The organism is Nonomuraea sp. NPDC001831 (genome assembly GCF_042892035.1).
GTDB lineage: Bacteria > Actinomycetota > Actinomycetes > Streptosporangiales > Streptosporangiaceae > Nonomuraea.
The window spans coordinates 398,226-416,044 of the sequence record NZ_JBIATU010000008.1; the positions used below are offsets into that span (position 1 = coordinate 398,226).

Below are 17,819 nucleotides of genomic sequence, written 5' to 3' on the forward strand. Positions count from 1 at the left end.
CCGAAAGGATCAGGTAAGGCTAACCTAACTCGATGATCCTAGCCTGCGGGTGATCGTTCCGGGGCCCGCACACCCTAATCGGCGGCTAACTGCGAGGTCATAGGATGACAAGCGACTTGGGGAGGGGCGGCCAGTGGAAAAGACCGCGGAAGAGCAACTCATCGGCCCACTGCTCCTGGCACGGGGGACCATCGACAGGTCGTCGGCGCTGCGTGCCGACGACAGATGGCTGGAGAAGGCGTGGGCCGACCCCGGGACCAGGGTGCTGGTGATCGACAACGGCCACACCCTGGTGCGGCGGGCCGGCGACGAGGTGCACGCGGTGCTCTACACCCCCGCGCAGGCGCCGCCGGGCGAGCGTTACCTGCTCGGCGTCGAGGGCGGCACCGCCTACTTCGCGGTGGCCGCGCCGCTGCCCGGCACGTCGGCCGGCGACCTCAACGGCCGGGTGACGATGCCGATGAGCCTGAACGACACGCCTGAGGGCAGTCCGGTGCCGGCGGGCCTGCGCCAGGTGGGCGGGCTGCTCGGCGACCGCGACGCGGGCCTGCTGGTCCACGCGGTGGCGCTGGAGGCCTGGCACGCCACCCATCAGTTCTGCCCCCGCTGCGGCGCCCGTACGGCGGTGCAGGCCGGCGGTCACGTCCGGGTGTGCCCGCAGGACGCGAGCCAGCACTTCCCGCGCGTCGACCCCGCGGTCATCATGCTGATCAGGGACGAGGACGACCGCTGCCTGCTGGCCCGCGGCCCCCAGTGGCCCGAGGGGCGCCTGTCGATCCTGGCGGGCTTCGTGGAGCCGGGCGAGTCCCTGGAGTACGCGGTGGTCCGCGAGGTCGCCGAAGAGGTCGGCGTCCACGTCGTCAACCCGCGTTACCTGGGCAGCCAGCCCTGGCCGTTCCCGCGCAGCCTCATGCTCGGCTTCTTCGCCGACGCCACCACGACCGCGCTGACCCCCGACGCCGACGAGATCGCCGAGGCGCGCTGGTTCACCCGCGACGAGCTGGTGGCCGCGCTCCGGTCGGGCGAGGTGCGCCTGCCGCCCCCGGTGTCGATAGCCCGCCGCCTGATCGAGACGTGGTACGGCGGCGAGCTCGTCGGCGACTGGTGATCAGGCCCCGAGCAGGGCCTTGACCTCCCGGGCGGAGGGGTTGGTCCGGACGATCCGGCCGTGGTCGGTCTCGATCACCACGGTCGGCACGGTCTGGTTGCCGTTGTTGACGCTCATGACGAATTCGGCGGCGGCCGGGTCGCGCTCGATGTCGACCTCCTTGAAGGCGATGCCTTCGCGGGCGAGTTGAGACTTCAGCCGCTTGCAGGGGCCGCACCAGGTAGTGCTGTAGACGGTGAGCGCCATGTCGGGTTGTCCCTCCAAGGTCAGGAAATCAGGCGCTCGGTGCAACAACGCGGAGGCGCCCGCTTAATCCCTGCCCGGGGCTCGCTAGCCGATGCGCTCGGCGATCCAGGCCTGCACCCGCTCGGCCACGCCGGGCTCCCGGTACAGGGGAGCGCTGTGGTTGGTGCCCGGCGCCGTCATGATCGTCATCGGCACGCCCACCTGGCCGAGCATCTGCTTGAGCAGCTGGCTCTGCGTCGGCGGCACGAACTCGTCCTCGGAGTGCACCGTGAGCATCGGGGCGTCCTTGGCGCTGGCGTGCCAGGCCACCTCCATGCTCGCCCACACGCGCGAGCACTTGCCCTTGGGCTCGCAGCCGCCGGCCAGCCGGATCGCGGCCTCGCGCAGCTTGCGCTTGTCGGGGTTCGCGGTCTTCTCGCCGTCGGCGTACGCGCGCAGCGGCGAGATGATCGGCGACAGCCCGACCACGCCCTTCAGCCCGGCGATGCCGTTGCCGTAGGTGCCGACCGAGGCGGCGATGTGCCCGCCCGCCGAGAAGCCGACGACGACGTACTTGCTCGGGTCGAAGGCCCAGCGGTCGGCGTGCTTGCGGGCCAGGGCGATGGCGGCCAGCGCGTCGGTGCGCTGCGCCGGCCAGGCAGCCTCGCCGGAGAGGCGGTAGTTCAGGTTGAAGACCGTGTACCCGAGGTCGGCGTAGCTGCGGGTGATCTCCTTCATGTACTTCTTGTCGCCGCCGGACCACCAGCCGCCGTGGATCAGGAAGACGCCGGGGCGCTTCTGGCCGTCGGGCGTCCACCACACGTCCATGTCCTGGTGACGCTGGGAACCGTAGGAAAGGGTCTCCGTGGCCAGCCCGCCGAGGCCGTCGGGGTCTGTGGGATTGGTCACCACGGGGACGGGCGGCTCGGCCGCGAACGCGACGGCAGGTGTGAGCGCCACGGCAGCGAGCACCAGCGCGCCCGCGAAAACCGCTGTTCGCACGGCCTTCCTTTCCCCCATGCGGCATGGTCGGCCCCATTGTGGGGGAAGCAACCATTCCTTTGCATCTCGGTGACTATGAACATACGTCGGGCCGCATGTTGCCAGAATAAAGTGCTTCGGCGCCACTTGCGGGGAGGAAGATCGGGTGAACAGCGTGGATGACGTCCTCAGCGGCCTCGACCCGGAACAGCGGGAGGTCGCCGAGGCGGTGCGCGGCCCGGTGTGCGTGCTCGCCGGGGCCGGCACGGGCAAGACCAGGGCGATCACCCATCGCATCGCCCACGCCGTGCGCAGCGGGGTGGTCGACGCGCCCAGCGTGCTCGCGGTGACGTTCACCACCCGGGCGGCGGGGGAGTTGCGGCAGCGGCTGCGGGCGCTGGGGGCGCCGGGCGTACAGGCCCGTACGTTCCACGCGGCCGCTCTGCGCCAGCTCACCTACTTCTGGCCGCGGGTGATCGGCGGCGAGGCCCCTTCGGTCATCGAGTCGAAGTTGCCGGTGCTGGTCGAAGCCTGCCGCCAGATCCGGAAAAATCCCGACCGGTCCGAGCTGCGGGACATCGCGGCCGAGGTCGAATGGGCCAAGGTCTCCCAGATCGGCCCCGAAGACTACGTGGCCGCCGCCGCCAAGCACCACCGCACGCCGCCCGGCTCGCCGGAGGAGGTGGCCCGGCTCTACGAGTCGTACGAGCGCATCCGCCGCGAACGCCACCTGGTCGACTTCGAGACCATCCTCGAACTGACCGCGGCCGTGATGACCGAGCACCAGGAGGTCGCGGCCCAGATCCGCCAGCAGTACCGCTACTTCGTCGTGGACGAGTTCCAGGACGTCAACCCGCTCCAGAAACTCCTGCTCGACACCTGGCTCGGCGGCCGCGACGACATCTGCGTGGTCGGCGACCCCAACCAGACCATCTATTCGTTCACCGGCGCCAGCCCCCGCTACCTCACCAACTTCGCCGTCGAGCACCCGAAGGCCGCCGTCATCAGGCTGGTCCGCGACTACCGTTCCACCCCGCAGGTCGTGAACCTGGCCAACCTGGTCATCGCCAAGTCCAGGACCCCCAACCGCCTCGAACTCATCGCCCAGCGCCCCGACGGCCCCAAACCGGTCTTCTCCGACTACGACGACGAGCCGGCCGAGGCCGCCGGCGTCGCGCGGGCCATCAGGAAGCTGCTGGACAAGGGGGTGCCCTCGCGCGAGATCGCCGTGCTGTTCCGGGTCAACTCCCAGTCGGAGTCCTACGAGGAGGCCCTGTCCAAGGCCGAGATCCCGTACGTGCTGCGCGGCGCCGAGCGGTTCTTCGAGCGTCCCGAGGTGCGGCAGGCGGTCGTGCTGCTGCGCGGCGCCGCGCGGTCGGCCGCCGGCGAGCCGCTGGCCTCGGAGGTGCACCACATCCTGACCGGCGTCGGCCTGACCCCCTCCCCGCCCGGCGGCGGCAAGGCCAGGGAGAAGTGGGAGTCGCTGAAGGCGCTGGCCGACCTGGCCGAGGACATGGCCGCCGAGGGCGCCGACCTGCCCGCGTACGTCGCCGAGCTGGAACGCCGCGCCTCCGAGCAGCACGCCCCGCCGGTGGAGGGCGTCACGCTCGCCTCGCTGCACGCCGCCAAGGGCCTGGAGTGGGACGCGGTCTTCCTGGTCGGCCTCACCGACGGCATGCTGCCGATCATCTACGCCGAGACCCCGGAGCAGATCGAGGAGGAACGGCGGCTGCTCTACGTCGGCGTCACCCGCGCCCGCGAGCACCTGTCGCTGTCCTGGGCGCTGGCCCGCGCGCCCGGCGGGCGCAAGAGCCGCCGTCCCTCCCGCTTCCTCGACGGGCTCACCGGCCGCGCCTCGACGCCGCCCCGCATGACGACCCCGGCGGGCGAACGCCGCACGGTCGCCGCGCCGGTGAGCTGCCGGGTGTGCGCCAAGACGCTGGTGGCCGCCGCCGAGCAGAAGCTCGGCCGCTGCGCGACCTGCCCCGCCGACTACGACGAGGCCCTGCTCGAACGCCTCAAGGTCTGGCGCACGGCCACCGCCAAGGAGGCCAAGATCCCGCCGTACGTGGTTTTCACCGACGTCACCCTCCAGGCCATCGCCGAACGCGCGCCGGCCACCGAGCAGGAGCTGCTGTCGATCGCCGGCATCGGCCGGGTCAAGGTCGACCGCTACGGCGAGGCCGTCCTCGGCCTGTGCCGCGGGTGAGATCCCTCACGTACGGCCGGCCCCCTCGCGCGTGAGTCCCTTCCCCACCGGGCGAAACGGCAGGACGGGCGCATCCCGGCAAGGCAGGGCGGGTTTGGGGGAACAGGCGTGGCACGTCAGACTTGTCCGTGGAATGTTCGTCCGTGAGGGGGCCCTGTGAACGAGGCGCTGAAGGAGCTGCTCGACCTGCTCGACCTTGAGCAGATCGAGCTGGACATCTTCCGGGGCAGAAGCCCGGAGGAGCGCATCCAGCGCGTCTTCGGCGGCCAGGTGGCCGCGCAGGCCCTCGTGGCGGCCGGCCGCACGGTTCCCAAGGACCGGCACGTCCACTCGCTGCACGCCTACTTCATCAGGCCGGGCGACCCGTCCATCCCCATCGTCTACAACGTCGAGCGCCTGCGCGACGGCCGGTCGTTCACCACCCGCCGGATCGTCGCCGTCCAGCACGGCAAGGCGATCTTCACGATGTCGGCCTCGTTCCACATCTTCGAGGAGGGCGTGGAGCACCAGGCGTCGGTGGCGCCGGTCGTGCCCGCCCCCGAGACGCTGCCGACGTTCCAGAACAGGATGTCGGAGGTGCTGGGCGACCACCCCGAGCTGCGGGAGTGGCTCTCGCGCCCGCGCCCCGTGGACGCCCGCTACGTCTCTCCCCTGACGTGGGAGGCGCACCTGAACCCCGAGCTGCGCAGCGCCCAGACCAACGTGTGGTTCCGCTACGACGCCGACCTGCCCGACGACCCGCTGCTGCACGTCGTGCTGGCCGCGTACGCCTCGGACTTCACGCTCGTGGACACGATCCTGCTGGCCCACGGGATGGCCTGGGGAGCCTCGAACGTGATCGGCGCGTCCCTGGACCACGCGATGTGGTTCCACCGCCCGTTCCGCGCCGACGACTGGCTCCTGTACGCCCAGGAGGCCCCCTGGTCGGCGGGCGCTCGGGGGCTCGCGCGCGGCGAGATGTTCACCGCGTCGGGCGAGCTCGTGGTCTCCGTCGTCCAGGAGGCGATGATCCGCGTGGCGAAGTAGTCGGTTCGCAGCACGTTGTGACACCGTGGTTGTGTCACAAAATCGCAGGTAGAAAATATGTTGCCCCTTCCCGGCTTCCCGGTTTAGGGTCATGGACAAGCGAGTCGGACACTCCTGTTTCCGACGATCTGATGAGTGGAGGTGAGCCCCGGTGATGAGCATCCAGATGTCGGCCACGCAGTGGCTCGCTTCCGCGTGCCGTGACTCGGTGAGGCTCGCCGATGGGCCGGCCAAGCTGCGGCAGGAGAAGTCTGCCCGTATCCAGGCCCCCGCCGTCCGTGCGAGGGCTCACGCGGGTGTCGCCGCTCCGCAAGGCGTTCCTGTCTATGGCGCAGGTATCGCTGCCCCGACCAACCAGCTCACCAAGGGTGGACTGTGCGGTCCGCAACCCTGGAGGGATGCTCCGGTCATAACCTGACCGGCACATAGCAGCCCCCAGGCCGCGGATCCGCACACAGGATCCGCGGCCTCTTTGTTTTTCCGCGATCCCCGACCACCTCCGAGGTGCCCGACCAAGATCAAAAAGCTCGATCAAAAGGAGAAGCAGATGGGGGCCAAGACGATCATGGACCTGATCGACGAAGCCAAGATCCCCTGTCGTACCGACCCTGACCTGTGGTTCGCAGAGTCACCCGAGGACGTCGAGTTCGCCAAGGCTCTCTGCAGCGGCTGCCCGATCCAGCAGGCCTGCCTGGCCCGCGCGCTGGAGCGCGAGGAGCCCTGGGGAGTCTGGGGCGGCGAACTGATCCTCAGGGGAACGGTTGTTCCCCGCAAGCGTCCGCGCGGGCGTCCCCGCAAGCACCCGGTCGCTGCCTGACCATCCACCAGCCCGACGAGCGAGAGAGAACAAGAACACCGATGAGCACTTCTTCCACCAGGAGCCTGGCCGTGCCGTATCTGTTTCATGACTTGGTCAACGACCGAATACAAACTCTCCACCGCGAAGCGGAGGAGCAGCGTCTCATCCTGCGCGTAAGCCGCGTACAGCGGGCGCGACGCGAGGTCAAGCGGGCCAACGACCGCTTGCGGAAGGCGCTGAGCCGGCAGGTGTGATCAAGGAGGTCCTGCCGCCGGCGCAGGATCTCCTGATCCCCACCTGCATCTGAAGAGCCGGGCGCACCCAGCGCCCGGCTCTTTCCATGCCCAGACTTCTGCGCTCTGTGGGCGAGATGCGGGACATCTGCGTTCTGTCGGGGGAGCGCGGGGTCGCTGTGCTCGATCGGGTGACGTGCGGGATCTTGCGTTCGGCGCGGTGAGCTGTGGGACCTGCGTGCTGCGTTTGGGGAGCAGCGGGACGTCTGTGCCCTGCCGGGTATGTCGCCGGGCCTCTGCGTTCGACCAGTTGAGCTGCGGGACCTCTACGCTGCGTCTGGCGAGTTGCGGGACATCTGCGCTCTGCCGGATGAGCTGCGGTCCGGTCGCTTCGGGGCGCGGCGCAGCCTGCAACCGGGGGGCCTTGGCCTGTCTGTCTCTTCCTGTGATTCGCGATCCGGACCTCGGGTGGCCTTCTTGCGGGGCCAGGGAGCTGGCCTTCCATGCATTTGTCTTCGGTGCCTGGCTCTTTCCGGCATGTCGGACTCGGGTCGGGAAGGGTTCGTGGGGTGGAGGGTGCGGTGTGAGCTGGGTGGCCGTCGGTCCCGGCCGACCATGGGCCGACGTACGATGGCGCATGTGACCAGCAGACCCGCCGAAGCGCAGCACCTGCGTGACCTCGCCCTGCTGCGCCGCGTCCGCGACCGTATCGACCGCGACTACGCCCAGCCGCTCGACGTCGAAGCCCTGGCCCGCGGCGTGAACATGTCAGCCGGCCACCTCAGCCGCGAGTTCCGCCGCGCGTACGGCGAGGCCCCGTACGGCTACCTGATGACCCGCCGCATCGAACGCGCGATGGCGCTCCTGCGCCGCGGCGACATGAGCGTCACCGAGGTCTGCTTCGCGGTTGGCTGTTCCTCGCTGGGCAGCTTCAGCACCCGCTTCACCGAGTTGGTCGGTGTGCCGCCCAGCGTCTATCGTCGCCGCGCGGCGAGCGCGACCGCGGGGATGCCGTCGTGCGTGTCGAAACAGGTGACCAGACCCATCAGGAACCGAGAGACCGCGCTTACCTGACCCCAATTAGCGTGACTTCCATGGACATCACCATCCACTCCAGCTTCCTCCCGCATACCGACCCGGAAGCCTCCCTGGCCTTCTACCGTGACGCCCTCGGCTTCGAGGTACGCAACGACGTCGGCTACAAGGGAATGCGCTGGCTCACGGTGGGCCCCGCCGGCCAGCCGGACACGTCCATCGTCCTGCAACCACCGGTCGCGAACGGCTACGGCATCACCGACGACGAACGCCGCACCATCACCGAAATGATGGCCAAGGGCACCTACGCCGGCGTGAACCTCGCCACCACCGACCTCGACGCCACCTTCGAACGCCTGAAGGCCAGCGGCGCCGAAATCGTCCAGGAGCCGATGGACCAGCCGTACGGCGTCCGCGACTGCGCCGTCCGCGACCCTTCCGGCAACCTGATCCGCATCCAGGAACGCCACCCCTGACCGGCGTCCGGGAACGCCATCCCTGACCCGCGTTCAGGAACGCCCTCTGACCCGCGCTCGGATCCATCGCCCTGGATGCGTCCTTCGGGCCGTCCCTTGACCCGCGTCCGGCCCGATCAGCCGATAGCCAGCGCCTCGCCGTTCGGGTCGTCGGCGAAGCCCGGAACCCAGCGGATCACCTCGTCACGGAAGCGCGCCGTCGTGCCGAGCTGGCAGAGGACCCCGACGCCGGCCGCGTGCACCCGATGGATGAGCACGTACGACGGCGGCAGGTTGAGCTGGCGAACCACGTTCGTCGGGCGGAGGTCGGCGACACTGGCCGCCTGGGCCTGCAGCCACTCCCGGCTGAAGGTGAACTCCTCCACGGCCGTCGGCTCCACGTACGGCGCCAGGAAAGCGCGCAGGGCGTCGGGGTCGATGTCGATGTCCTGACGGATGAAGCCCTCGTCACGGAGACCCGTCATCACGGTCTCCATGTCGCCCTGGTTGAAGATGCGGGTGAGCTGCCCGAAGACCTTCGGATAGCCGCCGGGCAGGCGGTTGACCGCGCCGAAGTCGAGGACGCCCAGCTTGCCGTTGGCCAGCACGCGGAAGTTGCCCGGATGGGGATCGGCGTGCAGCATGCCGACCCGGGCAGGCGAGCAGAACAGGAACCGGACGAACAGCAGCCCCGCCTGATCACGCTCGTCCTTGCTGCCCTCGGTGATCACCCGCGACAGGGGAGTGCCGTCCATCCACTCGCTGACCAGCACCATCTCGTTGGCCGCCACCACATCAGGGACGTGGAAGTCGGGATCGCCGTTGAACTCCAGCGCGAAGGCGTGCTGTGCCTCGGCCTCACGCAGGTAGTCGAGCTCCTCGGCGATGCGCTCGCGCAACTCGGCCAGCAGCGCCTTCATGTCGAGGCCGGGCAGCAGCGCCCCGAACATCTTCCCCAGCCGGGCCAGCTGGGTGAAGTCGCCGAGCAGCGCCTTGCCCGCCCCCGGATACTGGATCTTGACGGCCACCTCGCGCCCGTCGTTCCAGACGGCCTTGTGCACCTGGCCGATCGAGGCGGCGGCCGTGGGCCGGTCGTCGAACGAGAGGAAGTGCTTGCGCCAATCGTCCCCCAGTTGCTCGGCGAGCACCTTGTGGACGGTGGCGACCGGCAGCGGAGGAGCGGCGTCCTGCAGTTTCGTCAAGGTCGCCCGGTAGGGGCCGACGATCTCCGGCGGAAGCGCCGCCTCGAAGATCGACAGTGCCTGCCCGAGCTTCATCGCCCCGCCCTTGAGCTCGCCGAGCACCTTGAAGATCTGTTCGGCGGTGCGCTGCTGTACCTCCTGGGCCACGATTTCTGCTGATTTGCCGCCGATGCGCTTGCCGAGGCCGAGGGCGGCCCGCCCGGCGAACCCGAGCGGAAGGGTGGCCAACTTGGCTGAGCGGGTGACTGCCCGGCGCGGAAGATCGCTCACACTCATGCGCGGAACCTCGCCCGAGATGCCGCTTCCCCCCTTCGTGGTCGTCCCCTGAGCACGTCAGTCGCTGGTAGGTGACACGTCCATTGTTAGCGAATATGGATTGTTTCGCATACAACGACATTGCGGATGACCGCTCCACGACCGTCTTTTCCAGCACCAATCAGGCATTACGTCCATTGTGCCGTTCGTCACAGAGGACGCCCGGCCTTCGAGATGAGCAAGCGCCTGACCGGTCGCCGCGGCGGCGACGAGCGTGGCGAGAGTCGTGTCGCAGGCGATCTCGCCGGGCGGAAAGCCGCCCAGCCTGGCGGTGACGATCGGCCAGGCGGGATCGTGGTCGCGGCGCGTCAGGTCGAGACAGTGCAGGCACGTCGTCTCCCCGGGAATCACCAGTGGGCCGACGGACCCGTGCCCCTCGAAGGCCGACACCAGCAGATGCGGAATGCCGAAGTCGGCCAGCTCGTTGACCAGCACCCCGTCCAAAGGCCCTACAGGCGCGAGGATGGCAAGGTCGGGACGTGCCGTGCCGTCCCCCAGATGCGGAGCTCCGGCCAGGACGTTGGACGACGGAACGACGTCCTGACTCACCTCCGCCGAAGTAGGTGGCACATCAGGAGAGGCCTGCGCGGCGGCGATGCCGGACGGCGTGACGCCTGGCCGCCTGGACTGTGCGGTCGTGCCGCGGGACGGCGTGATGTCCGCCAGCCTGGGTTGTACGGTCGCGCCGCGGGACGGCGTGATGCCCCCTCGCCTGGGTTGTGCGGTCGTGCCGCGGGACGGCGTGATGTCCGCCAGCCTGGGTTGTGCGGTCGTGCCGCCGGACGGCGACGGCGCCCCGCGTGCGCGCCGGCCGGCGACATCGCCAGCGGGTGTCGCGTTCGGGCCCGCATGGCGAGGGGGTGAGGCGTGATCGCGCGGCGGCGGAACGGCCGGCGCGTTCTTCGGCGGGGGAGCAAGCAGCCGCCGGGCGACCGCCGCCGCGCCCTCCTCCCGGGACAGCCCCACCTCGGCCCATGTCAGGCCGCCCGGCGTGATGTCCCCAGGCCGGACCGGCCCGGGATCGATCACGCGGATGTCGCCGACCCCGCCGGCCGCGAGCAAGGCGACGATCTGCGCCCCCACGCGTCCGGCTCCGTAAACCCTGACCTTCGCCTCGCGCCGACGCCGCAGCAGCTCGACGCCGCCCTGGGGACCGTTCGAGGCCAGGTCGAGCGCGTCGAGATCGGGTTTCAGCCGATCCCGCTCGGCGAGGGAGAGCTCCCGGAGCGGCGCCGGGAACGGCCCGGCGTCCTGCAGGGCGCCCCGCGTGGCGAGGTAGTCGAGCAGAGCCTGGGCGCACGGCTCGTCGAGGCCGGCCGCCGCCGCGTCGCGCATCACCCGGCGCAGGTCGCGGGTGCCGTCGAGCCCCTCGATCCACTGACGAACCGATCTTGTCAGGCCGGTCAGCGTGATGGCCCGGAGGGGATGCACGCCGTACTGCAGGGTGTGCTCGTCGCGGAGGATGCGCCGGAGGGCCGGCTTCACACGTGGCCTCATGGCCGGAAGGTTCGCACGTCCGACCAAGATCCCGAGCCGGTTCCGCGCCGCCTGTGGACAACCTCCGACCACGACGCCCACCCTGTGGACAACGTCCCGCAGCGAAGCGCACGCGAGACAGGCCGGAGACCACATCCGCACCTGAGGCGAGCGGGGAACCACCGACGAGAGCCGGGAGCCACCGGGGCAGGCCGGAACCACCGGGGCAAGCCGGGAACCACCGAGGCAAGCCGGAACCACCGAGGCAAGCGGGAACCACCGAGGCAAGCGGGAACCGCATCCGCATCCGCGTCCCGCAGAGCGTTACGCTTCGCCGCATGAGCGAGCTCTTGGTCGACCGCACAGACGACGGAGTAGTCGTCCTCACCCTCAACCGCCCGGAACTGCGCAACGCCATGACCGACACCATGACGGCCGAATGGCGCGAAACCATGACCACCCTGGCCGCCGACCGCGACCTGCGCTGCGTCGTCGTCACCGGAGCGGGCAGCGCGTTCTCCTCGGGCGGTGACCTGTCATGGATCGGCGAGCGCGGCGCCGAGGCCGTGCCGCCGCTGCGCGACCGCATGCTCGCCTTCTACCGCACCTGGCTGATGATCGCCGACCTGGAAGTGCCCACCGTCGCCGCGGTCAACGGCCCCGCCGTCGGCGCGGGCCTGTGCGTCGCCCTGGCCTGCGATCTCGTCTACGCCGCGGACGACGCCAAACTGCTGGCCCCCTTCACCCGGCTGGGGCTGCACCCGGGCATGGCCGCCACCTACCTGCTGCCCAGAAGAGCCGGTACGGCACTGGCCCGCGAGATGCTCCTGACCGGCCGTCTCCTTACGGGTACGGAAGCCGCAGATAAAGGCTTGGTAAATCAATCTTTCCCGAAGAATGACCTTCTCTCCGAGGTTTCGGTCATCGCCAAGAAGATCGCGGAGATGGCTCCAGTCGCCACCCGCCTCACAAAGGTCGCGCTGAACCAAGACCATCAAGACCTGGAAGCCGCTCTGAGGTGGGAATCCTTGGCCCAGCCCGTGACCATGGCATCATCCGACCTGCTGGAGGGCCTGGCGGCGCATCGGGAAAGGCGCATGCCCAAATTCACCGGCTCTTAATCATCTGACCAGCGAAAACAACGTCCACCCTCTGTGGAATTTCGCCAGTCTCGGCTAACGTGCTTATGTGCCCCCCGAGACAGTCGAGGTCCGTCGCAGTTCTCGTCGCCGGCGTACGGTCTCCGCCTACCGCGACGGCGACAAGACGATCGTGCTCCTGCCCGCCTGGCTGAGCGGCGAAGACGCGGATGAATGGGTGAGCCGGATGCTCGACCGGCTGGCCGCCAAGGAAGAACGACGAAGGCCGACCGACGAGGCCCTGCTCGAACGGGCGAGGGAGCTGTCGGTGAAGTACCTCGACGGCCGGCCCGACCCGGTGAGCGTGCGATGGGTCGACAACCAGCAGCATCGCTGGGGCTCCTGCACCCCGGAGAACGGCACCATCAGGATCTCGACCCGGCTCAAGGGCCTGCCCGAGTGGGTCATCAACTACGTCATCATCCATGAGCTCGCGCACCTGATCGTGCCGAGTCATGGCCCGGGGTTCTGGGCGCTGGTAGAACAGTATCCGAAGGCGGAGCGGGCGCGCGGGTTCCTCGAAGGATTCTCCGCGGCGGCCCACACGGCACCGGAGGAGTGTTGACGCGCATTGTCGCCGTCCTGGTACGCGGCCGCATGGCCGAAGCGGCGCCCCCCGGCGTCGATCCACGGCAGTTCCTGGAGGCCGTGGCCGAGGACACCTACGAGATGGTCGCCGGCCTGGAGTTCGTCACCCCGGTTCTGATCACGGCCGTCCCCGGCCTCGACGACATCGTCTGGCCCGGCACGGAGATCGTCACCATCCACGAGGACGAGCCGCTGCGAGCCGTCCTCGGCCGACTGTCCGGCGACCAGGTCGCGGTGATCAACGCCGACGCGCCCGACCTGCCCTCGCTGCTGGTCGGCAAGCTGTTCAGGGAGCTGGGCCGGGCCGAGATCACGATCTGCCCCGCGGCGGACGGCGGCGCGGTGGCGCTGGCCTGCTCGCTGCCGCTGCCGGCCTGGGCCGACCCCGACCTCGACCATCCCGACGTCGTCGCCGTCCTTCGAACTCAGGCCCCGGGCCCGCGCAGGGTCGCCACCATCTCAGCATGGCACCGCCTGCGCACGCTCGACGACGTCGAACGCCTCGACCCGGGTCTCGAAGGCTGGGACAACACCCGCGCCCTGATCGCTGGCCGCTGACCCCGCGTCAGGGCACGGTGAGCTCGGCCAGCACGGCCCGGTGGTCGGTGCCCGGCACGTCGCGCACGCTGACCTCCCTGACGCCAACCCGCTCGTCCACCAGCACGTGGTCGATGGTGATGATCGGCGGCACCCGTTTGTTGGCCGGCCACGTGGGGATCAGCCCCGCGCCCACCTGGTCGGCCGCGTCCTTGTACCCCCGGGCCAGCAGCCTGCGCAGCGAGGCGTGGTCGAGCGAGGCGTTGAAGTCGCCGGCGAGGATCCGCACGGTCTCGCCGCCGGCGGAAGGAAGGCTGGAGAGCGCCTCGTTCCAGTTGACGACGTTAGGGCCGAGCGGCGGGTAGGGGTGGACGTCGACGAACTCGATCGGCTTCCCGCCCGGCAGCGCCACCATGGCGGCGGGCATCTTGTGCCCCACCGGCGGCACCACGCCGTCGAGCGTCTGCAGCGGGTGCCTGGAGTAGAGGCCGCTTCCGCCGGCGTCCCATTCGTCCTCGAGCACGCGGTGGGGCATGAGCTCCTTCAGGCCGGCCGCGTCCATGTCGGCCACGGCGCCGGGGGTCAGCTCCTGCGTGCTCAGCACGTCGGGCCGGAACTCGCGCACCAGGTTCACGATCACCTGCGGGTCGGCCCTGCCGAACAACATGTTGATGGTCATGACCTTGAACGGCCTGCCGGTCGTGGCCTCGGCCGTGCCCAGCGCGCGAGGCAGGACGCTGAACCCGAGCGCGGTCGTGGTGAGCAGCGCGACGGCCGTCGCGGCCCGCCTGCGCCCGACCGCGGCGATCAGGAGGGGGACCAGGGACCCGGCCGCCGCGTACGGCGTCGCCGTCATCAGCTGCGTGGGCAGCGAACCTCGTTCCAGCCCGGCCACCCTGGCCACGGCCCAGGCCGCGAAGGGTGTCACGGCCAGCCAGGTCAGGACGTTGCCGGGCAACTTCCGCGGCTTGCGGGCAGGCGTCACGATCGTGCCGCCAACGGCAGAAGTCTCCACGCGGCCCCCCTTGGAACGATGCGAAGGACTCTAACCCAGCGAACGCGAGCGCGAGCTGAGCGCGGCGCGTCCGCGTGCGGCCAGCCGGCGCGTGGCCTCGTCGGACAGCTCGGGGATCTCGTCGACGGGGAACCAGCGCAGGTCGAGCGACTCGTCGCTCATGACGGCCTCGGCGCCGGGAGGCGCCACGGCCGCGTACTCGACGTCGAGGTGCCAGCTGTACGGCGGATGGCACCAGACCTTGTGCTTGTCCACGGCCAGCGGGCCGGGCAGCAGCTCGAGTCCGGAGATTCCCGACTCCTCGGTGGCCTCGCGCAGCGCCACCGCCTCCAGCGTGGCGTCGAAGTCCTCGCAGTGGCCGCCCATGGGCAACCACTGCCCGGCCTTCGGATGCAGCGTCAGCAGCACCCGGGCGCCGTCGTGGCTGAGCACGGCGGTGGTGGCCGTCAGGTGGCCGGGTGCGCACACGCGCCACATGGCGTCGTCGTACGTCCGCAGGTGGCCGAGGAACTCGGCGCGCAGCGCCTCCTCCTCGGGGGTCGGCGCGGTCCAGGAGGACAGCACCGCCACCGCGTCGTCGTGCAGGGTCACCGGCCGCCGTCCTGGTCGCCGTCCTCGTCGGCGTTCTCGTCGGCGGGCTTGGCCTCCAGCTGGGAGATGTCCCAGGCGGCCTCGCCGCGTACGAACGCGTCGGGGTCGTCGAGGTCCTCGGCCGTCGGCATGAGGTCGGGGTGACCCCACAGGGCGTCGCGCCCGTCGACGCCGCGCTCGGTCTCCAGCGCGCGCCACAGCGCCGCGGCCTCGCGCAGCCGCCGGGGCCGCAGCTCCAGCCCGACCAGCGTGCCGAACGTCAGCTCCGCGGGCCCACCGGTCGCCCGGCGCCTCCGTACGGTCTCGGCCAGCGCGACCGCCGAGGGCAGCTTGCCGTCGGCGGCCCGGTCGACCACCGTGGCCACCCACCCCTCGACCAGGGCGAGCATCGTCTCCAGGCGGGCCAGGGCGGCCTTCTGCCGCTCGGTCTCCTCGGGCTTGAGCAGCGCGCCGCCGCTCAGCGCCTCCTGGATCGCCTCGGGGTTGTTGATGTCGAGCCCGCGGATCTGCTCCTCCAGCGCGGAGGTGTCCACGGTGATGCCCCTGGCGTACTCCTCGACGGCCCCGAGCAGGTGCGAGCGCAACCACGGGACGTGCTGGAACAGCCGGTGGTGCGCGGCCTCGCGCAGCGCCAGATAGAGCCGGATCTCGTCGGCGGGGATCTCGAGGCCCTCGCTGAAGGACGCGATGCCGCCGGGCAGCAGCGCCGCGGTGCCGGACAGCGGCAGGCCGATGTCGGTCGTGCCGATGACCTCGCGCGCCAGCGAGCCGAGCGCCTGGCCGATCTGCTGACCGACCATCATGCCGCCCATCTGCTTGAGCATGCCCATCAGCGGCCCGGCCATCTGCTGGGCCTCGGGCGGCAGCCCGGAGCCGCCGAGCGCGCCGCCCATGGTCTCGACCATGCGTTCGGCAACGGGCTCGCAAAGCTTGCGCCAGACCGGGACCGTGTTCTCGATCCACTCCGACCGGCTCCAGGCCTGCGGGTTGGACACGCCGCTCGGCAGCGTCGTCGCCTCGTTCAGCCACAGGTCGGCCAGGCTCAGCGCCTCGACGATCTGGCGGCGCTCGCCTTCCATGACGCTCGGATCGCCCTGGGCGACCACGGCGTGTCGTGCGATGTTCTTGGCCATGTCCCAGTTGACAGGGCCTGAACCCTGAGGCGCCGACAACATGTCGGCGAACTGGCGCATCGCCTGAGCCATTTGCTCAGGGTTGCCGAACATGGCGAACGGGTTCTCGTTAGGGTCGTTTTCGCGACCTGGCAGGTCAGTCACCGCTCTACCTCGTGCAGGATGGAGGAGTCCACATCCGCCACGTTAGTCGTCCTACGGCGGATCAGTGCAAAGTGAGGACCTGGTGCCTACCTCGAAACGCCCGCGTCAACCCGTCGTCGCCGTCACCGGCGCGGCCTCCGGCATCGGCCGCGAGTTGCTCGTGAGGCTCGCATCCGCCGCGGATTTCCGCAGAGTGGTGGCCATCGACGAGGAGCGCGGCGACGTTCAGGAAGCCACGTGGAGAGTGATCGACGTACGGGATCCGCTCTTGGCGAACCGGATCTCCGACATCGACGTCCTGGTCCATCTGGCCGGTGACTACGCCGTCGACTCCGACCCGGGGGAGCGGCGCGCGTACAACCTCAGAGCCGCGCAGACGGTGCTCACCGCCTGCGCCGCCGCCCGCGTGCGGCGGGTGATCCTGGTCACCAGCGCCATGGTCTACGGCGCCGCGCCCGACAACGAGGTCCCCCTGCCGGAGGACTCCCCGGTGGCCGCCGAGCCCGACACCGGCGTCGTGGGCGACTACCTGGAGATCGAGTCGCTGGTCCGCAGGTCGCTGCGCAGCCACCCGGGCCTCGACGTCACGGTGCTGCGCCCGGCGGCGGTCGTCGGGCCGGGCGTCGACACGGTCATCACCCGGCACTTCGAGTCGCCGCGGCTGCTCACGGTCAAGGGCTGCAACCCCAACTGGCAGTTCTGCCACATCGACGACCTCGTCTCGGCGCTGGAGCTGGCCGCCAAGGGGGCCGTCACCGGCGTGGTGGCCGTGGGCTCCGACGGCTGGCTGGAGCAGGAACAGGTCGAGGAGCTGTCCGGGATCCGGCGGTTCGAGCTGCCGGCGGGGCTCACGTTCGGCACCGCGCAGCGTCTGCACCGGCTCGGCATCACCCCGGCGCCCGCCACCGACCTGCACTATGTCGTCTATCCGTGGGTGGTCGACTGCTCGGCGCTGCGCGAGGCGGGCTGGAAGCCCGCGTGGACCAACGAGGCCGCCTTCCGGCAGCTCCTCGAACTCCGTGAGAACAGGACCACCGTGGTCGGCAGGCGGTTGCCGGTCAAGGAGGCCACGCTCACCGCGGCCGGCGCGACGGTGGCCGTCATCGGCACCGCGGCGATCGTCCGGCAGGTCCGCAAAAAGCGTCGCCAGTAGGAACGTGAGGTTAGGCTCTTTCCGTGGACGTCATCCGGTTGCTCGGCATTCGTGACACCCCGTTGTCCGTGGACGAGGTGCTGGCCGCGGTGGGAGACCACGCGGCGGGCGGCACCGCGATCTTCATCGGCACGGTGCGCGAACAGGACCACGGCAAACCCGTGACCCGGCTCTCCTACTCCGCCCATCCCTCGGCGCCGGACGAGCTGCGCCGGGTCGCCGAGAAGGTCGCGGCCGACTTCCCCGTCACCGCGATGGCCGCCGTCCACCGGGTCGGCGACCTGGGGCTCGGCGACACGGCGGTGATCGTCGCCGTGGCCGCGCCACACCGCGACGAGGCGTTCAGGGCCTCGCGCAGGCTCATCGACGATCTCAAGGCCGAGGTCCCCATCTGGAAACACCAGGTGTTCGCCGATGGCGAGACCGAGTGGGTCGGCGCCTGCGAATAAGCTCAT

General features: G+C 70.2%; 19 protein-coding genes. 12 read left to right on the forward strand and 7 right to left on the reverse strand.

The window, feature by feature from the left end:
* Window positions 1-133 precede the first annotated feature (133 nt).
* Window positions 134-1,108 (forward strand): NAD(+) diphosphatase, encoded by a 975-nt coding sequence (gene nudC / locus ACFYYW_RS27160; protein ID WP_387652551.1) that lies wholly within the window; start codon window positions 134-136, stop codon window positions 1,106-1,108.
* On the opposite strand, the gene ACFYYW_RS27165 is transcribed toward nudC, so the two are convergent.
* Together ACFYYW_RS27165 and ACFYYW_RS27170 are read right to left on the reverse strand one after the other, a co-directional pair.
* Window positions 1,109-1,354: a mycoredoxin gene (locus ACFYYW_RS27165; RefSeq protein WP_352319307.1), complete on the reverse strand. Its 246-nt coding sequence runs from the start codon at window positions 1,352-1,354 to the stop codon at window positions 1,109-1,111.
* Window positions 1,355-1,438: 84 nt separating this feature from the next.
* The gene (locus ACFYYW_RS27170; protein ID WP_387652553.1) at window positions 1,439-2,335 is read right to left on the reverse strand and encodes an alpha/beta hydrolase; all 897 of its coding nucleotides are present in this window, start codon (window positions 2,333-2,335) and stop codon (window positions 1,439-1,441) included.
* Window positions 2,336-2,489: 154 nt separating this feature from the next.
* On the opposite strand from ACFYYW_RS27170, the gene ACFYYW_RS27175 reads away from it, so the two are divergent.
* The 6 genes from ACFYYW_RS27175 to ACFYYW_RS27200 all read left to right on the forward strand — a co-directional run bounded on the left by ACFYYW_RS27175 (window position 2,490) and on the right by ACFYYW_RS27200 (window position 8,092).
* Entirely contained in the window at window positions 2,490-4,523 is a 2,034-nt protein-coding gene (locus tag ACFYYW_RS27175) for an ATP-dependent DNA helicase UvrD2 (RefSeq protein WP_352319335.1), read from the forward strand.
* Between the two features lie 156 nt (window positions 4,524-4,679).
* Window positions 4,680-5,549: an acyl-CoA thioesterase II gene (locus ACFYYW_RS27180; protein ID WP_189652464.1), complete on the forward strand. Its 870-nt coding sequence runs from the start codon at window positions 4,680-4,682 to the stop codon at window positions 5,547-5,549.
* A 547-nt stretch (window positions 5,550-6,096) separates the two neighbouring features.
* On the forward strand, window positions 6,097-6,366 hold the full coding sequence (locus tag ACFYYW_RS27185; RefSeq protein ID WP_352319337.1) for a WhiB family transcriptional regulator: 270 nt from the start codon (window positions 6,097-6,099) through the stop codon (window positions 6,364-6,366).
* 41 nt (window positions 6,367-6,407) lie between these two features.
* Window positions 6,408-6,602, forward strand: a complete 195-nt coding sequence (locus ACFYYW_RS27190; protein WP_352319311.1) for a hypothetical protein — start codon at window positions 6,408-6,410, stop codon at window positions 6,600-6,602.
* A 609-nt stretch (window positions 6,603-7,211) separates the two neighbouring features.
* Complete coding sequence (locus ACFYYW_RS27195) at window positions 7,212-7,655, forward strand: helix-turn-helix transcriptional regulator (RefSeq protein WP_352319313.1); 444 nt, start codon at window positions 7,212-7,214, stop codon at window positions 7,653-7,655.
* A gap of 20 nt (window positions 7,656-7,675) precedes the next feature.
* Window positions 7,676-8,092 (forward strand): VOC family protein, encoded by a 417-nt coding sequence (locus tag ACFYYW_RS27200; protein ID WP_352352819.1) that lies wholly within the window; start codon window positions 7,676-7,678, stop codon window positions 8,090-8,092.
* 116 nt (window positions 8,093-8,208) lie between these two features.
* On the opposite strand, the gene ACFYYW_RS27205 is transcribed toward ACFYYW_RS27200, so the two are convergent.
* Together ACFYYW_RS27205 and ACFYYW_RS27210 are read right to left on the reverse strand one after the other, a co-directional pair.
* The gene (locus tag ACFYYW_RS27205; RefSeq protein WP_352319338.1) at window positions 8,209-9,543 is read right to left on the reverse strand and encodes an AarF/UbiB family protein; all 1,335 of its coding nucleotides are present in this window, start codon (window positions 9,541-9,543) and stop codon (window positions 8,209-8,211) included.
* Between the two features lie 63 nt (window positions 9,544-9,606).
* Window positions 9,607-11,073, reverse strand: coding sequence for a thiamine biosynthesis protein ThiF (locus ACFYYW_RS27210; RefSeq protein ID WP_387652557.1), 1,467 nt, complete (start codon window positions 11,071-11,073; stop codon window positions 9,607-9,609).
* A gap of 329 nt (window positions 11,074-11,402) precedes the next feature.
* Here ACFYYW_RS27210 and ACFYYW_RS27215 point away from each other — a divergent pair, with 329 nt between their 5' ends.
* From ACFYYW_RS27215 to ACFYYW_RS27225, 3 genes are all read left to right on the forward strand, one after another.
* Window positions 11,403-12,185 carry an enoyl-CoA hydratase/isomerase family protein gene (locus tag ACFYYW_RS27215; protein WP_387652559.1) on the forward strand — a complete coding sequence of 261 codons (783 nt, stop codon included), beginning with the start codon at window positions 11,403-11,405 and terminating at the stop codon, window positions 12,183-12,185.
* Window positions 12,186-12,252: 67 nt separating this feature from the next.
* The gene (locus ACFYYW_RS27220) at window positions 12,253-12,768 is read left to right on the forward strand and encodes a M48 family metallopeptidase (RefSeq protein WP_352319320.1); all 516 of its coding nucleotides are present in this window, start codon (window positions 12,253-12,255) and stop codon (window positions 12,766-12,768) included.
* Window positions 12,765-13,349 carry a DUF2064 domain-containing protein gene (locus ACFYYW_RS27225; RefSeq protein ID WP_387652561.1) on the forward strand — a complete coding sequence of 195 codons (585 nt, stop codon included), beginning with the start codon at window positions 12,765-12,767 and terminating at the stop codon, window positions 13,347-13,349. Before ACFYYW_RS27220 ends, ACFYYW_RS27225 begins: the two co-directional genes overlap by 4 nt.
* A 7-nt stretch (window positions 13,350-13,356) precedes the next feature.
* Here ACFYYW_RS27225 and ACFYYW_RS27230 read toward each other — a convergent pair whose 3' ends face one another.
* The 3 genes from ACFYYW_RS27230 to ACFYYW_RS27240 are packed head-to-tail and all read right to left on the reverse strand — an operon-like array spanning window position 13,357 to window position 16,160.
* A complete protein-coding gene (locus ACFYYW_RS27230) occupies window positions 13,357-14,343 on the reverse strand; it encodes an endonuclease/exonuclease/phosphatase family protein (protein ID WP_387652563.1) in 987 nt (328 codons plus the stop codon).
* 30 nt (window positions 14,344-14,373) lie between these two features.
* Window positions 14,374-14,934 carry an NUDIX hydrolase gene (locus ACFYYW_RS27235; RefSeq protein ID WP_387652565.1) on the reverse strand — a complete coding sequence of 187 codons (561 nt, stop codon included), beginning with the start codon at window positions 14,932-14,934 and terminating at the stop codon, window positions 14,374-14,376.
* Entirely contained in the window at window positions 14,931-16,160 is a 1,230-nt protein-coding gene (locus ACFYYW_RS27240) for a zinc-dependent metalloprotease (protein ID WP_387652567.1), read from the reverse strand. Before ACFYYW_RS27240 ends, ACFYYW_RS27235 begins: the two co-directional genes overlap by 4 nt.
* A gap of 130 nt (window positions 16,161-16,290) precedes the next feature.
* Here ACFYYW_RS27240 and ACFYYW_RS27245 point away from each other — a divergent pair, with 130 nt between their 5' ends.
* Together ACFYYW_RS27245 and ACFYYW_RS27250 are read left to right on the forward strand one after the other, a co-directional pair.
* Window positions 16,291-17,364 (forward strand): NAD-dependent epimerase/dehydratase family protein, encoded by a 1,074-nt coding sequence (locus tag ACFYYW_RS27245; protein WP_352319339.1) that lies wholly within the window; start codon window positions 16,291-16,293, stop codon window positions 17,362-17,364.
* 23 nt (window positions 17,365-17,387) lie between these two features.
* The gene (locus ACFYYW_RS27250) at window positions 17,388-17,813 is read left to right on the forward strand and encodes a molybdenum cofactor biosynthesis protein MoaE (RefSeq protein WP_352319328.1); all 426 of its coding nucleotides are present in this window, start codon (window positions 17,388-17,390) and stop codon (window positions 17,811-17,813) included.
* Window positions 17,814-17,819 lie beyond the last annotated feature (6 nt).